The sequence below is a fragment of the Pseudomonas sp. MPB26 genome (assembly GCF_046605355.1).
GTDB lineage: Bacteria > Pseudomonadota > Gammaproteobacteria > Pseudomonadales > Pseudomonadaceae > Aquipseudomonas > Aquipseudomonas cedrina.
Genome location: NZ_CP176793.1, coordinates 5353552 through 5368052, shown reverse-complemented (window position 1 = coordinate 5368052; position 14501 = coordinate 5353552). Strand labels below are relative to the sequence as shown.

General features: G+C 62.1%; 13 protein-coding genes and 1 pseudogene. 5 read left to right on the top strand and 9 right to left on the bottom strand.

What is annotated here, in order from left to right:
• Nucleotides 1-55: 55 nt before the first annotated feature.
• Nucleotides 56-1030: pseudogene (locus tag ACLH0H_RS24460) on the top strand (methyl-accepting chemotaxis protein); the annotation flags it as partial.
• A 132-nt stretch (nt 1031-1162) separates the two neighbouring features.
• Here the strand turns inward: ACLH0H_RS24460 and ACLH0H_RS24455 are convergent.
• Nucleotides 1163-2098, bottom strand: a complete 936-nt coding sequence (locus ACLH0H_RS24455) for a helix-turn-helix domain-containing protein (protein ID WP_411379990.1) — start codon at nt 2096-2098, stop codon at nt 1163-1165.
• 432 nt (nt 2099-2530) lie between these two features.
• Between ACLH0H_RS24455 and ACLH0H_RS24450 the strand changes: the two genes are divergently transcribed.
• The 3 genes from ACLH0H_RS24450 (at nt 2531) to ACLH0H_RS24440 (ending at nt 4742) form a co-directional block, all read left to right on the top strand.
• On the top strand, nt 2531-2713 hold the full coding sequence (locus tag ACLH0H_RS24450; protein ID WP_411379989.1) for a hypothetical protein: 183 nt from the start codon (nt 2531-2533) through the stop codon (nt 2711-2713).
• A gap of 13 nt (nt 2714-2726) precedes the next feature.
• Nucleotides 2727-3785: a phenylacetaldoxime dehydratase family protein gene (locus ACLH0H_RS24445; protein ID WP_411379988.1), complete on the top strand. Its 1059-nt coding sequence runs from the start codon at nt 2727-2729 to the stop codon at nt 3783-3785.
• An 87-nt stretch (nt 3786-3872) separates the two neighbouring features.
• Nucleotides 3873-4742, top strand: a complete 870-nt coding sequence (locus ACLH0H_RS24440) for a transporter (RefSeq protein ID WP_411379987.1) — start codon at nt 3873-3875, stop codon at nt 4740-4742.
• 282 nt (nt 4743-5024) lie between these two features.
• Here the strand turns inward: ACLH0H_RS24440 and pepN are convergent, their stop codons facing one another.
• Genes pepN through ACLH0H_RS24410 form a run of 6 tightly spaced genes read right to left on the bottom strand, consistent with a single transcriptional unit; the run spans nt 5025 to nt 11525 of the window.
• Nucleotides 5025-7682, bottom strand: coding sequence for an aminopeptidase N (pepN, locus tag ACLH0H_RS24435; protein ID WP_411379986.1), 2658 nt, complete (start codon nt 7680-7682; stop codon nt 5025-5027).
• Nucleotides 7683-7695: 13 nt separating this feature from the next.
• Nucleotides 7696-8526: a DUF2797 domain-containing protein gene (locus ACLH0H_RS24430; protein WP_411379985.1), complete on the bottom strand. Its 831-nt coding sequence runs from the start codon at nt 8524-8526 to the stop codon at nt 7696-7698.
• Complete coding sequence (locus ACLH0H_RS24425; RefSeq protein ID WP_012723870.1) at nt 8523-8783, bottom strand: YeaC family protein; 261 nt, start codon at nt 8781-8783, stop codon at nt 8523-8525. Before ACLH0H_RS24425 ends, ACLH0H_RS24430 begins: the two co-directional genes overlap by 4 nt.
• A gap of 14 nt (nt 8784-8797) precedes the next feature.
• Nucleotides 8798-9667 carry a rhomboid family intramembrane serine protease gene (locus ACLH0H_RS24420; RefSeq protein WP_411379984.1) on the bottom strand — a complete coding sequence of 290 codons (870 nt, stop codon included), beginning with the start codon at nt 9665-9667 and terminating at the stop codon, nt 8798-8800.
• The gene (locus ACLH0H_RS24415; RefSeq protein WP_411382461.1) at nt 9664-10638 is read right to left on the bottom strand and encodes a metallophosphoesterase; all 975 of its coding nucleotides are present in this window, start codon (nt 10636-10638) and stop codon (nt 9664-9666) included. Before ACLH0H_RS24415 ends, ACLH0H_RS24420 begins: the two co-directional genes overlap by 4 nt.
• The gene (locus ACLH0H_RS24410) at nt 10635-11525 is read right to left on the bottom strand and encodes an NAD(+) kinase (RefSeq protein WP_003217892.1); all 891 of its coding nucleotides are present in this window, start codon (nt 11523-11525) and stop codon (nt 10635-10637) included. The genes ACLH0H_RS24415 and ACLH0H_RS24410 overlap by 4 nt, the downstream gene beginning before the upstream one ends.
• Before the next feature lie 144 nt (nt 11526-11669).
• Between ACLH0H_RS24410 and ACLH0H_RS24405 the strand changes: the two genes are divergently transcribed.
• A complete protein-coding gene (locus ACLH0H_RS24405) occupies nt 11670-12617 on the top strand; it encodes a DUF1853 family protein (protein WP_411379983.1) in 948 nt (315 codons plus the stop codon).
• 124 nt (nt 12618-12741) lie between these two features.
• Here ACLH0H_RS24405 and ACLH0H_RS24400 read toward each other — a convergent pair whose 3' ends face one another.
• Together ACLH0H_RS24400 and ACLH0H_RS24395 are read right to left on the bottom strand one after the other, a co-directional pair.
• Nucleotides 12742-13344: a vWA domain-containing protein gene (locus ACLH0H_RS24400; RefSeq protein WP_411382460.1), complete on the bottom strand. Its 603-nt coding sequence runs from the start codon at nt 13342-13344 to the stop codon at nt 12742-12744.
• 53 nt (nt 13345-13397) lie between these two features.
• Entirely contained in the window at nt 13398-14402 is a 1005-nt protein-coding gene (locus ACLH0H_RS24395) for an ATP-binding protein (RefSeq protein WP_411379982.1), read from the bottom strand.
• Between the last annotated feature and the right edge of the window lie 99 nt (nt 14403-14501).

Sequence of the window (14501 nt, the reverse complement as noted above, 5' to 3'; positions counted from 1 at the left end):
CGTCGCGGTGGCGCTGCCGGTGGGTCTGCTCTGCTCGCACTGGCGTCAAGGCAGTACCTTGCGGTTGTTGCAAGGCGTGGAGCCGTCGACGTCGGATGCGTTGATCGCGCAAATGTACAGCGACGCCCGCGGGCCCCAGGGACGCTTGGAAACCGCATTTCTCAGCCAGACCTCGCGCCTGAAAACCTGCCTCACCCGTTTGCAGGACAGTGCCGAACAACTCAGCGCCCTGGCCGGGCAGTCCGACAAGCTGGCCACCGCCAGTTCCAAGGGCCTGGACCGCCAGCGCGTCGAAACCGAACAAGTCTCGGCCGCCGTCAACCAGATGGCCGCGACCACCCAGGAAGTCTCCAGCCACGTACAGCGCACCGCCGATGCCACCCAGCAAGCCAACGTGCTGACCAGCCGTGGCCGTGAAGTGGCGCGCGACACCCGCGAAGCCATCGAACGCCTGTCCGCCGTGGTGGGCGAGACCGGCGCCACCGTGGCGCAATTGGCCAAGGACAGCGACGAAATCGGCAGCGTGGTGGATGTGATCAAGGGCATTGCCGACCAGACCAACCTGCTGGCCCTCAACGCCGCGATTGAAGCCGCGCGGGCCGGCGAACAGGGCCGTGGCTTTGCGGTGGTGGCCGATGAAGTGCGCCAACTGGCCCAGCGCACCTCGCAATCCACCACGCAGATCCACGCGCTGATCACCCAGCTGCAAACGTCGTCCAACAACGCCGTGCACAGCATGCAAAACGGCCAGCGCCAAGCCCAGGAAGGCGTGGCCTGGGTACTGGAAGCCGACCAGGCGCTGGTGGGCATCAGCGAGGCCGTGTCGCACATCACCGACATGACCACCCAGATCGCCGCCGCCACCGAGGAACAGAGCGCCGTCGCCGAAGAGATCAGCCGCAACATCACCACCATCGCCGAACTGGCCGACCAGACCTCGATACAGGCGCATCAATCCACGGACCTGAGCAAGGAGCTGACCAACACTGCGGCCACCCAATATGCGTTGGTTGAGCGGTTCAATCGCTGAGCCGTTGCAAGTGCTGAAAGATCGACAGCTCCCACAAGGGAGCTGATTGGTCAGCAACCGTGGGAGCTGCAGTGTGGGCTGGATAGGGTGCTCGCCTAGCCCAAAGCACCAAACCGTCGCAAACGAACGCCTTCAGTTGCGATGCAGCAGCGTATTCGGCGCAACCCCAAATGCCTTGCGAAACGCATGGCTGAAATGGGAGAAGTCTGAAAAGCCAAAGTCGAGCGCGGCCTGCGAGACACTGCGGACCTGGCCGCGCTCTATCGCTTCACGGCTCGCATTCAGACGTTCTTTCCAGATTTCGGCAACGGGGGTCTTCTGGTAGCGCGCGAAGGCGCGAGTAACGGTTCGCGTGGACACGTTGTGGGCCTGGGCGATGAGTTCAATCGACAGGTCCGGCTCGGTCAAGTGCCGTTGGATGTACTGCATGATGCGTCCATAAAGGTCCAATTCCTGATGCGTCGTTTTCAAATCCTGAAGTTCCAGGCTGATAACAAGCAGGTCAAGCAAGGCCTCAGAATAACGCTTCGAAATGCTCGCATCCTGCAACGATGCCGGTGTGGACGCCGCTTGGCGTAACATTTCGCGCAACGGGATTACACCAGGGCGTCGGTCATCCAGGACCATCGCAGTGTAATCGGCGATGCGCGGCAGTCGCTCGGTCAGCAAGGCGCGTGGAATACGCACCAGGTGGTTTTCGGTACCACCGAAGCTGAATCGAAACGCCTGGTTTGCGTCATAAAGAAACAAATTTCCAGCCGCCAGGTTGGTTTTCCGCGCGCCCTGCTCGATCTGTCCGTGGCCATTACGGGCGAAACCCAGCCATAGATCTTCGGCCGGACCACTACGCAAATGCCGCTCCGAACGTTCCCAATAATGCAGTGGCGATGACAGCGAACAGATGTCCAGATTACCCACGGTATTGACCGCGAGCGCGCCGTCAAAACTGCTCTGTGACAAGGGCTTGCTATCGGCTGCCAGGCAATGGCGGCAGACCACTTCCTTCCAGTAATCAAAGCGGCGTGGTGCGGCAACGGCAAGGGTCGAATACTGAGTGCTTGGGTTCATGGCACAGGCCTCGGTGCAGCGATACGAAGAACTCGATAAGCGTTAACTGGTTTTTCAGCCAAGCAATTATCAGACCAGGCGCAATTCCCGATGATGCACGAATCGGTTGTAGTGAGCGGGCTTGCCCCGCGCTGGGCTGCGAAGCCGCCCCACTAAACACACTGCCGAGTTCCTGGTAGCACCCGGTCGCCAGGTTTAGGGCCACTTCGCAGCCCAGCGCGGGCGGTGCGACGATTCGACAAGCCCGCTCACTACACGAAGCTACCTGTGTCCATTTCGGGGCGCGGCGCACCAATGCAGATCCTGATCAACCGTCACCGCCAACGTTGTCCTGGCCAACCAAACGGTTGTCTTGCCAAACAAAGCGGCCCCCCGCCGTGCAGATTAATTTTTACCTCACAGCAGCTCAATCCCCCGCTGATGAGGCACGCCATGCACAGACAACCCTCGCAACCCTCGCCTGACGCCTTCTGGCTTCTGCAGACCCGCGACCTGGTGCCCGAAGAATCGGCTTACTGGCTGCTCGAATGGGGGGCCTTGAAGCTGCTGCACCGACGGCAGGTCGTCGATTATCTCGACGTCAGTGCCGCCCGTACGCCTGAACCAAAAAAATAACGAGGAGCTCAAGATGGAATCTGCAATCGATAAACATCTCAAATGCCCACGCACCCTGTCTCGCCGCGTGCCCGAGGAATACCAACCGCCGTTTCCGATGTGGGTAGCGCGCGCTGACGAGCAGTTGCAACAAGTGGTAATGGCTTATCTGGGTGTGCAATATCAAGGCGAGGCGCAACGCGAGGCTGCGTTGCAGGCCATGCGACATATCGTGAGCAGTTTCAGCCTTCCCGATGGCCCGCAGACCTACGATTTGACCCACCACACCGACAATAGCGGCTTTGATAATTTGATTGTGGTGGGTTACTGGAAAGACCCGGCCTCCCACTGCCGCTGGCTGCGCTCAGCCGAAGTGAATAGCTGGTGGGCCGCGCCGGAGCGTCTCGGTGAAGGCCTGGGTTACTTCCGTGAAATCACCGCGCCGCGTGCCGAGCAGTTCGAAACCCTGTACGCCTTCCAGGAAAACCTGCCGGGCGTCGGCGCGGTCATGGACGCAACCAGTGGCGAAATCGAAGAGCACGGTTACTGGGGCTCGATGCGCGACCGTTTCCCTATCTCCCAGACGGACTGGATGAAGCCGTCCGATGAGCTGCAAGTCGTTGCGGGTGACCCTGCCAAAGGCGGGCGGGTCGTGGTGCTGGGGCATGACAACATTGCGCTGATTCGTTCCGGCCAGGACTGGGCGGATGCCGAAGCGGACGAACGCTCGCTGTACCTCGATGAAATCCTGCCGACCTTGCAGGACGGCATGGACTTCCTGCGGGACAACGGCCAGCCCCTGGGCTGCTACAGCAACCGGTTCGTGCGCAATATCGACCTGGACGGCAATTTTCTCGACCTGAGCTACAACATCGGCCATTGGCGCTCGCTCGAAAAACTCGAACGCTGGGCCGAATCGCACCCCACCCATCTGCGTATTTTCGTGACGTTCTTTCGCGTGGCGGCGGGCCTGAAAAAACTGCGGCTGTACCACGAAGTGTCGGTATCGGACGCCAAAAGCCAAGTGTTCGAATACATCAACTGTCATCCGCAAACCGGAATGCTGCGCGACGCGCAACCGGCGAAAGCCTGAACGCCAGCGGCGTTACAGCCCACTTGGACTTTTGCTCCCTTGCCGCCTTAGCCGCGCGGCACGGCATCCCTTTGCAAGGAATTCACGATGAAAAACACGCTCAGTCTGCTGACACTCGCCACTGTATTGCCCGCGCTGCAAGCCCACGCGGTCGAGGTGGCCCCGGGTGATTATGAGCAATACCCCGTCGGCGCGACCATCGGTGCGATTTACTACCAGCACTCCACCACGAACTCGGCCTACAGCAATGGCCATAAGGTCAGCTCGGATTTCAACCTGAACTCCGACGTCGGCATCCTGCGTCTGCTGCATGTTTATGCGCTGAGCGATACGCTCACCATCGACCCGCAATTCCTGTTGCCCTTCGGCCACGTTTCCACCGGCGGCGATGCCTCGGCGCTGGGCAGCACGCGGGGCATCGGCGATCTGATCCTGACCGCGCCGCTCAAATGGCGGCTCAACGACGCCCGCGATACCTTCAGCATCGCGCCCTATGTCTATGTGCCCACCGGCACTTACGACAAGGACGACGCACTGAACATCGGTGAAAACCGCTGGAAATTCGAATTGCAGAGTGCCTACGTCAAGCATTTCACCGAGCACTGGGCGATGGACCTGGTGGGCGGCGCGACCTGGTATGGCGATAACACCGATTTCGGTACCAATGGCGACCGTCTCAAGCAGGATGTTTCCTACGCGGCTCAGGTGATGGGGCGTTATATGCCTGACGCCACCACCGCGTTCGGTATCGGCTTCGGACGGACCTGGGCCGGCGAAACCAACGTCGAGCATGTCAACCAGGATAACGAAATGGGCACCACCAACTTCCGCGTGACGGCCACCAAGTTCTTCACCGCCCAGGACCAGATCCAACTGCAGTTGGGCAAGGACCTTTCCGTGGAGAACGGCCCCAGGGAAAACTTCCGGATGAACCTGCGCTACGCCCGCGTGTTTTGATTTAACTCGATACCACCTGTAGTGAGCGGGCTTGCCCTAATGCCGATCAGTTAAGCGAACGCAATGCTTAAAGCAACGAAGATCAAATGTGGGAGCGGGCTTGCTCGCGAAGACGTCGGCCCTGCAAACATTGATGTTGACTGACCCACCGCTTTCGCGAGCAAGCCCGCTCCCACAGGGGATTGCGCTTAACTGACTGGCATTAGGGCTTGCCCCGCGCGGGGCAAGCCCGCTCACTACAAAGTTGTGTAGATACCGGCCAACGCCTATCAGTGAATCAGCTCAGGCAAGGCTCTTGCTGACCACTTCGAACACATCGCTCGACAGCTCGCCAGACGCGAGGATGCGCTCCAGTTCCGCTTTCATCAGCGCCTGGCGCGCGCTGTCGTATTTACGCCAGCGCGTCAGTGGCGCCAACTGGCGCGAAGCAATCTGCGGGTTGAAGCCATTGAGCTGGATCACCAGGTCCGCCAGGAAGCGATAACCCGAACCGTCGGCGGCGTGGAAGTTGATCAGGTTCTGCCCGGCAAATGCGCCAATCAACGCGCGCACCTTGTTCGGATTCTTGAGCGTGAACGCCGGGTGCTCCATCAACGCCTTGACCCGCTCCAGCCCACCCTGCAAGGTGCTGCCGGCCTGCACGCTGAACCATTGGTCCATGACCAGCGGATTGTCCTTGAAGTTCTCGGCAAACACGGCCAGCGCCTGGGCCTTCTCGGCTTCGAACGGCGAGTTCACCAGCACCGCCAGCGCGGTGAGGCGCTCGGTCATGTTGTCGCTGGTGTCGAATTGGTCCAGTGTCGCCGCCAGTACTTCAGGCTTACCGCTGAGCATCAGGTACGACAGCGCGATGTTCTGCAACGCGCGACGGGCAAAGTGCTCGGCCGCCGCGACATACGGCGTTTGCTTGGACAGCTCGCGATTGGCCTGGTAACGCAGCCACAGTTCTTCATGCAGGTTGTCGGCCAGTTGCTTGCGCGCATATTCGCGGGCGGCGTGGATGGCGTCTACATCCGCCACTTCGCTGATTTCCGTGAGATAAGCCTCGCCCGGCAACGACAGCATTTCCGCGACCATCGCCTGGTCCAGCGTCTCGTCGCTCAATACACTGCGCAATGCGGCGATCAGGCGCTGATCCATATGCAAGGCCTGGCCTTGTTGATACTGGCCAACCAGTTCCTGCAACACCTGCACCGACAACTGCTGGCCGGCATCCCAGCGGTTGAAGCCATCGCTGTCATGCTGCATCAGGAACATCAACTGGTCACGGCTGTACGGAAAGCTCAGTTTCACCGGCGCCGAGAAACCGCGCAGCAGCGAAGGCAAAGGTTGCTCAGCGATATCCACGAAGGTAAAGGTCTGCTCGGCCTCGGTTACCGAGATCACGCGCGACGTGGCGCCAGCAGCCGCTTCACCGGCCAGGCGCAGGGCGATACCCTCGCCCTTTGCGTCCAGCAGGCCCAGCTCGACCGGAATCACGAACGGCAGTTTTTCCACCTTGTCCGGGGTTTCCGGGCAGCTCTGGCGGAAGGTCAGGCTGTAGGTTTTCGCCGCGGCATCAAACGACTCGCTCACCGCCAGGCGCGGCGTACCGGCCTGGCTGTACCAGCGTTTGAACTGAGTCAGGTCGGCGCCGTTCGCGTCTTCCATGGCCTTGATGAAATCGTCGCAGGTCACGGCCTGGCCGTCATGGCGTTCGAAGTACAGGTCGCTGCCTTTGCGAAAGCCTTCGGCACCAAGCAAGGTATGGATCATGCCGACCACTTCCGAGCCTTTTTCGTAGACGGTCAGGGTGTAGAAATTGGAGATTTCGATAAAGCTGTCCGGGCGCACGGCGTGGGCCATCGGGCCGGCATCTTCGGCGAACTGGTGGGTACGCAGGTACGCCACGTCCTGGATGCGCTTGACCGTGGCCGAATTCATGTCGGCAGAGAAGCCCGAGTCACGGAACACCGTGAAACCTTCCTTGAGCGAAAGCTGGAACCAGTCGCGGCAGGTCACGCGGTTGCCCGACCAGTTGTGGAAATATTCATGGGCAACGATCGCCTCGACCCGCTGGTGCGCAGCGTCGGTGGCGGTTTCGGCGCGGGCCAGTACGGCGCTGGAGTTGAAGATATTCAGGCCCTTGTTTTCCATGGCGCCCATGTTGAAGTCGTTCACCGCGACGATCATGAAGATGTCGAGGTCGTACTCGCGCCCATAGGTTTCTTCGTCCCAGCGCATGGATTTTTTCAGGCTGGTCATGGCGTGCTGGCACTTGTCGATGTTTTCCGGCTCGACATAAATGCGCAGTGCCACGGTGCGGTCGGTCATGGTGGTGAAGGTGTCTTCGACGCACCACAGGTCACCGGCCACCAGGGCGAACAGGTACGCGGGTTTCTTGAACGGGTCTTCCCAGGTGGCCCAGTGGCGGCCATCTTCACCGGGGCCGCTGGCGATCGGGTTACCGTTGGATAACAGGATCGGATAGCGGTGTTGTTCGGCGATCACCGTGGTGGTGAAGGTGCTCATCACGTCCGGACGGTCGAGGTAGTACGTGATCTTGCGAAAGCCTTCGGCCTCGCACTGGGTGCAGAACATGCTGCCCGACTTGTACAAGCCTTCCAGGGCAGTGTTGGTTTCCGGGTGGATTTTTACCGTGGTATCCAGGGTAAACGTCGCACTCTGCGGATGCACCGTCAGGTGGCTGTCGGTCAGTTGATAATCAGCCGCAGTCAATGCCAGGTCGGCGAGGTTCACGCTCAACAGCTCCAGCTGCTGGCCATCCAGCACAAGCGGCGGCAAACCTGCGCCGCGCTCGGGATTGCGGCGCATCACCAGTTGCGCGTGGACCAGGCTGTGGTCCTCGAACAACTCGAAGGTCAGGTGCGTCTCGTCGATCAGGTAGTCCGGCGCCTGATAGTCCTTCAGGTAAATCATCTTCGGTTGTTCGGTGCGCATGGGTGGCATCCTTCTACTGATGCACGGCGAGCTGGTAGGCCGTGTACTTACGAATATTGATAACGCCGGTGTCGAAGATCAGGTATTGGCCCTTGACCCCGAGCAGCGTGCCTTCGGCAATCGGGTTCTTGTCCAGGTTGAAGCTGACGATCTTGGCCGGATACTGCTCGACCGGGTAGCGGATTTCGATCGGCTCGATGTCGGCAATGGTTTGGATGGCCTGTAGGCCGAAGCGTTCCTGCAGATTCAGCAGGCCCTCGGCGCACGAGGCGAACAGCGCGTCACGCACCTGCTTGAGGTCCACAGGCTGCGCATCGCCCTTGAGCAGCGCGCGCCAGTTGGTCTTGTCGGCGACCTGGCTGCGCAATACGTCTTCGACGAAACCCGATTGCTGGCGGGTCGCCACGCGCATGATCGGCAGCGCCTGGCTGGCGCCCTGGTCGAGCCAGCGCGTCGGCAACTGGGTGGCGCGGGTAATGCCGACCTTGATCCCCGACGAATTCGCCAGGTACACCACGTGGTCGGTCATGCAAAAGGTCTCGCCCCAGCCTGGATCGCGGCAGGTGCCGGCCTCGTAATGGCAACGCTCGGGGCTCATGATGCACAAGTCGCACTGGGCCAGCTTGGTCATGCACGGGTAGCAATAACCCTGGCTGAAGCTGGTCTTGGTCCTGCGGCCGCAATGGCTGCAATGAATGGCGCCGAGGTACTCCAGGCGCACGTGCGTGCCGATCAACGGGTTGACCGGCACCTCGGTGTCGCCCAGGCGAAACGCGTATTGAACGGTCGGCTCACCGAGTTGCGCCGACATCTTGCTGACTGCACCACGACCGATTTCAATCAATGGATCGCATCCGACTTGAACAGAATGTTCGGCACGGTGGTCGATTTCGACTGGCATTCCTGCGGGCCCATGTAGCCGGTACGCTGCTCTTCCGGCAGGTTCTGCAGTTCCCAGGCGATCATCGCCTGCAACGACAGCTCACGCTGCTCGGCGGTGAGCTTGCGGCCATCGGACCACTTGCCGATTTCCACGGCGAGCTTGAGGCTCTCATAGATGTCCGGCGTAATGTTTTCGATCATTTCAGCAAAAGAGGACATGAAGCTCTTCCTTATCAAATAGAAGACTTGCGACGGTTATAAAGACCGCCCAGCAAACCGGTCAGGCAACCGATAACCAGGCCGCCCACATGAGCCGCGTTGGCGATCTCGCCGAAACCGATCATCGAAACCAGCCCCGACATGCACAGCACCAACCAGATCAGCATCATCGCCAGCACACCGCGGGGCAAGCGATACGCCGGGTTGGGCGACAATAAGTGGAAAATCCAGCAATGCCCGAGCAGGCCATACAACACGCCGGACAAACCGCCGAACAGGCCGGGGCCGCCATAGGCGTATTGCGCGTAGTTGGAGACCAGGCTGAACAACAGGGTCAAGCCCAGCAAGTTGATACTGCCCTGGCGTGCCTCGATGCGCCGTCCCAGCTCCCAATACCACATGCCGTTCATGGCCAGGTGCAGGATACCGAAGTGGATCAGCATGGGCGTGACCAGGCGCCACCACTGCCCCGACGCCAGGCTATCGGCCAGGGGCGTGAACTGGATGTACTCACCGAGAATGCGAAACGGCAGGAAGGTCAGCCAGCTCATGGCTTGCAGGTTTTCGCCGAGCAAGGTCACCGCCCCCACAATCATGCTCGCCAGCAGCACCAGGGCCGTTATCGGGCTTTGGCGCACTTGCTGGAGGAAGCTCAGACGCACAACCGGTGCCTGCTCGGGAATATCCAGTTGCCGGTCCGGGTCACCGGCGGGAAAACGCTGGTACAACACGCGCACGTCGTCACTGATGGTTTCGGGCACCCATAGCACCTGCTCTCCCGCTTCTTCGCTGACACGATGAGGCACTTGCATGCGTTGCAGCAACTTGACGAAACCACCCAGGTCGACGCTCAGGGGCAAGCGCAATACAGGCACGGTACTCATGCGATCACCTCGGGCCGCTCTACGTCGACCCATACGAACTTATGCGGGTCCAGCCGCGTTTCCTGGTCCAGGCGATACGCTACCAGTTTGCCGTACAGCACCGCGCTGTAGTCCAGGCAGGCCAGGTTGGGGCGGATCGGGGCCGGTGTGCCGCTGCGCCAGTAATGGCCGACGAACAACAGGGGCTCGTCGACGCCATAGCGCAGCAGGGAATTCTTTTGTGCGGATGACAGCGGCGTACGCGCCACCGGCTCCGGCAATGCGTCGGGCTGGAACACGATGTCGCCGTAGGTTTTCGGGTCGTCTTCCCAGAACTTGGTGCGGAAGAACGAACGCGTCAGCCCGTCGCCACCGGTCAGCGTGAGGCCATCGGGCAGGCGCATGTCGGTGCCGCGCAGCAGGCGGTCGAACGCATTGCAGGCGAAACTGCCGGGCACGGCGGCGGCCTGCAGGAAGTGCTGGTCAATGCAGCCGTCCGGGAAGGTCGCGCGCAGCGGCTCGATCACGCCCTGATCCCAGCAGGCATGCACCACGCGGAAGCGCCCGGCGTCGACGAACAGTGGCATGTCGTAGAACCAGTCGAGGAAGTCGCGCCAGTCGGCGGGGTGCTGCTCGAACTGAGTCAGGGTTTCCTGGATCAGGCGCGCATGCCGTGGGGTGTGCTCGCGCACGAACTGCCGGCCACTGCCGGGCGGCGCCTGGGTGGTCCAGCCCAGCGCATTGAACTCATGGTTGCCCATGATGCACAGCGCCTGGCCGGCCTCGGTCATGTCGTGGACGATGTGCAGCGCCTCACGGATACGCGGGCCACGGTCGATAATATCGCCGAGGAACACCGCCATGCGTGACGGATGACGCCAGGTGCCGCCCTGCTTGTGATAACCCAGCAGGTCGAGCAGGTGCTCGAGGGTATGGGCGCATCCGTGCACGTCACCAATCAGGTCGTAGCTACGCGCGGGATCGAGCATCAGTCGCCTCCGCCCCCCAAGCGGCTGCCCCAGCCAAGCTTGGTGCGGCACACTTCGTAGTAGTTGTGATCCAGCGGATGGATCAGCCGCAGTTTCTGCGCCTTTTTGCTCACGGTGATGGTGTCACCGGGCGCGCAGGTGAAATGGTTCTGCCCGTCGCAGGAGACTTGCGGGTAAATCTGCATGTCTTTGGACACCACTATCTTCAGCTCACTATTGCCATCGACCACGATGGGCCTGCTGGACAACATATGGGGATACATCGGCACGATCACAATGGCATCCAGCTTGGGATGCATGATCGGGCCGCCCGCCGACAGCGCGTAGGCCGTGGAGCCGGTCGGCGTGGCGACGATCAGGCCGTCGGCCTTCTGGCTGCACACGAACTGGCCGTCTATATAGAGTTCGAATTCGATCATCCGCGTCGACTTGCCGGGGTGCAGCACCACGTCGTTGAGGGCATCGCCCTGGCCGATGGCTTCGCCGTGGCGGCGCACTTCGGCCTGCAGCAGGAAGCGGTTTTCCACCAGGTAATGGCCATCGAGCACCTTGGCCACTTCGACTTCCAGCTCATCGGGGCGGATATCGGTCAGGAACCCCAGGCTGCCCCGGTTGATCCCCAGCACCGGCACGTTGTGCCGCGCCAGGGCGCGGGCGGCGCCAAGCAGGCTGCCATCGCCACCGACCACGATGACCATGTCGCAGACTTCGCCGAGCATCTTGCGCGACGAAGTCTGCAGGCCATGGCCCGGCAGGATTTCAGCGATGGTGTCTTCGAGGATCACATGCAGGTGGCGTTCCAGCAGGAATTTTTTCAGCCGGCGGACGGTGTCCAACACCTGGGTACTGCCCAGGCGACCGATGATGCCGATATTGCGAAATTGCTCCATGGGGCTCCCGCGGGATTGGGGTGTGGCAAAAAAGAACGATTATGGGCGAAAGGCCGCGTCAGGCAAAATCCTTTGTCGCCATGAACCCTTGATGACAACGGTTCTCAGCCACCTTTGCTGAATTTAAAAGGCTATGCTCGGACCATGACTGTGTTCCCGGATCTGCACAACCTGCCCCGTCAACTTCGCCACCCTGAAGTGCGCGACCTGGCGTGGGTGATGCTCGCCCCACCGATGCTGGCGCAGACGCCCTGGCCGCAACGCCACCCGCTGGCCGGCAGCGACTGGGTACGGGCGCCGCAGTTGCTCGAACACTGGCTGCGCCAGCTCGACCAGGACAGCAGCGTCTTGCAGCAGTGGCTGAGCCTGGCCCGCACCCGTCGCCTGGGCCTGTATTACGAACGCCTGTGGCAGTTCGCCGTGCAGCACGCGCCGGGCGTGGAATTGTTGGCCGCCAACCTGCCGATACGCCGCGCCGGGCACACCCTCGGCGAGCTGGATATGGTGCTGCGCGACCGCGATGGCGTGCATCATCTGGAACTGGCGATCAAACTCTACCTGGCCCCCCAGGACGGCAACGGGCAGGACACGGCGCAGTGGCTCGGCCCGGGTTGCCATGACCGGCTGGACCGCAAGCTCGCGCACCTGACCCAGCATCAATTGCCGATATCAGCACGGCCGGAGAGCCGTGAGGCGTTGGCCGCGCTGGATATCCAGCAGTTCGATGCGCATTTGTGGCTGGGCGGGTATTTGCTGTACCCCTGGCCCGGCGAAGCCCAGCCGCCTGCCGGGGCTCATCCACAGCATTTGCGGGGCCGTTGGTTGCATCAACGTGATTGGCTGCGATTTGTCGGCACGCGCCCGCCCGGCCGCTGGCAGCCCTTGCCCCGGCATGCCTGGCTGGCACCGGCGCATTACCCGGCGGATGAAGTGTGGAGCGAGGAGCAGATGCAGGGTTGGCTGGCGGACCTGAACCCGATGGCGCCGGCGCAGTTGTTGGTGCGGCTGGTTCAGGTCGGTGAGGAATGGGAAGAGGCCGAGCGGTTGTTTCTGGTGGCAGACCTTTGGCCGAATGTGCCGGGGGCGGGCTGAGGTTTTGGGGTGTTGTCGATGGCCTCTTCGCGAGCAAGCCCGCTCCCACAGTTAACCGGGTACATCCTTTGGAATGCGATCGAATGTGGGAGCGGGCTTGCTCGCGAAGGCGTTGGCCCGAGCACTACAGATCATCAATATGCCGATAATCCAACTGCAACCCAACCGCCAGCTCCTGCGCCCTTCCCAACCTGATCGGCCCACGCTCGATATCCACCAGCAACCCCGGGCACTCCAGCGCGGGTAATCCAGCCACATCCTTCAGCCGCCCATCGGTAATCACCAGCAACCGCTGCTGCTCGGCCGGATACCGCTTGCGCCGCACCGCCAGCCATTGCGCAGCCTCAGCCAGCGCCGCCAGCAACGGCGTGCCGCCGCCCGCGCCCAATTGCTCCAGCCAGCCCGCCAGCGTCTTCGCCGCCTTAAGCCCCTGCACTTGCCATTTGGGCGACTGCCCGCTCGCCGTCAATAACGCCATGCGTGCCCGCTGGCGGTAAGCGTCATCAAACAGTTGCGCCAGCAGGCCCTTGGCGTCAGTGAGTGCACGGTGCCGGCGGGTGGACGCCGACGCATCGACAATCACCAGCCACAATTCATGGGCCGAGCGAGTGCGCAGGTGAAACCGCAAATCCTCACGGGATTGCGGCCGACCGCCAAGCAAGGTGCCCGGCCAATCGATCGAGCCCTGCCTGGCACTGCGCGCCTTGCCCTGCCTGCCGCTGTCCAGTCGGCCCGACTTGGGCCGGGCATCCGCCCCCGTGTCAGGCCGGGGGCGAATGCCTAGGGCTTTTTTGGCCAGCTCGGCACGTCGCGACGAGCGCCCGTGGGCAACGCCGCTGCGGGCATGTCGCCCCACTGGCCTTGGCCCTGGGCCGATGAGGTGTAAGAGGCTTCAGGCGGCTGCCCTTCGCTCGGCGGGCTGGCCGGGGGCGCTTGCTCTTGTCGGCGATGGCGCAGGGCAAATTCGGCAACCGCTTCGATGTCTTGCTCGGCGATAGCGCTGGCGCCGCGCCAAGCGGCATGGGCCCTGGCGCCGCGCAGCCAGACCAGGTCCGCGCGCAGCCCATCGACACCGGCGGAGAAACACCGCTCGGTGATTTGCGCCAGCGCCTGGTCATCCAGTTCGATACGGTCCAGCTGCGCCCGCGCCTGGGTGCAACGCGCACGCAGCGCCGCCTGCTGTTCGGCCCATTGCGCGCAGAACTTAGCCGGGTCGCTGTCGAAATCCAGGCGACGACGGATGATCTGCCCGCGTTCGACCGGCAAGGTCTGCCCGCTCAGCGCCACGTTGAAACCAAAGCGGTCGAGCAGTTGCGGGCGCAACTCGCCCTCCTCCGGGTTCATCGTGCCGATCAACACGAAGCGCGCCGAATGGCGATGGGAAATGCCGTCGCGCTCGATCAGGTTAGTGCCGCTGGCGGCCACATCCAGCAGCAGGTCCACCAGATGATCGGGCAGCAAGTTGACCTCATCGACGTAGAGTACGCCGCCGTCAGCCTTGGCCAGCACGCCAGGGGAAAACTGCGCGCGGCCTTCGCCGAGCGCAGCGTCCAGATCCAAGGTGCCGACAAGGCGCTCTTCGGTGGCGCCCAACGGCAGCGTGACGAACTGGCCGCTGGCCAACAGATCGGCCAAGCCGCGCGCCAGGGTCGACTTGGCCATGCCACGCGGGCCTTCGATCAACACACCGCCGATCTTCGGATCGATGGCGGTCAGGCACAGCGCCAGTTTCAAATCGTCGGCGCCGACCACGGCGGACAGCGGGAAATGGGGAGTATCAGTCATGCGAATCCTCGGTCATGGATCGTTCCCACGCTCCCGCGTGGGAACGCCTCAGTGGACGCTCTGCGTCCGCTTTTGTGACGCCGAGTATCACGGGCTGCA

Excerpts from the sequence above, each read along its gene's own strand:
- ACLH0H_RS24425 (WP_012723870.1), bottom strand. The coding sequence starts at position 8,783 with ATGTCCTCTTTTGCTGAAATGATCGAAAACATTACGCCGGACATCTAT.
- ACLH0H_RS24405 (WP_411379983.1), top strand. The coding sequence starts at position 11,670 with ATGACTGTGTTCCCGGATCTGCACAACCTGCCCCGTCAACTTCGCCAC.
- pepN (WP_411379986.1), bottom strand. The coding sequence starts at position 7,682 with ATGCGCACCGAACAACCGAAGATGATTTACCTGAAGGACTATCAGGCG.
- ACLH0H_RS24410 (WP_003217892.1), bottom strand. The coding sequence starts at position 11,525 with ATGGAGCAATTTCGCAATATCGGCATCATCGGTCGCCTGGGCAGTACC.
- ACLH0H_RS24445 (WP_411379988.1), top strand. The coding sequence starts at position 2,727 with ATGGAATCTGCAATCGATAAACATCTCAAATGCCCACGCACCCTGTCT.
- ACLH0H_RS24440 (WP_411379987.1), top strand. The coding sequence starts at position 3,873 with ATGAAAAACACGCTCAGTCTGCTGACACTCGCCACTGTATTGCCCGCG.
- ACLH0H_RS24450 (WP_411379989.1), top strand. The coding sequence starts at position 2,531 with ATGCACAGACAACCCTCGCAACCCTCGCCTGACGCCTTCTGGCTTCTG.
- ACLH0H_RS24395 (WP_411379982.1), bottom strand. The coding sequence starts at position 14,402 with ATGACTGATACTCCCCATTTCCCGCTGTCCGCCGTGGTCGGCGCCGAC.
- ACLH0H_RS24420 (WP_411379984.1), bottom strand. The coding sequence starts at position 9,667 with ATGAGTACCGTGCCTGTATTGCGCTTGCCCCTGAGCGTCGACCTGGGT.
- ACLH0H_RS24455 (WP_411379990.1), bottom strand. The coding sequence starts at position 2,098 with ATGAACCCAAGCACTCAGTATTCGACCCTTGCCGTTGCCGCACCACGC.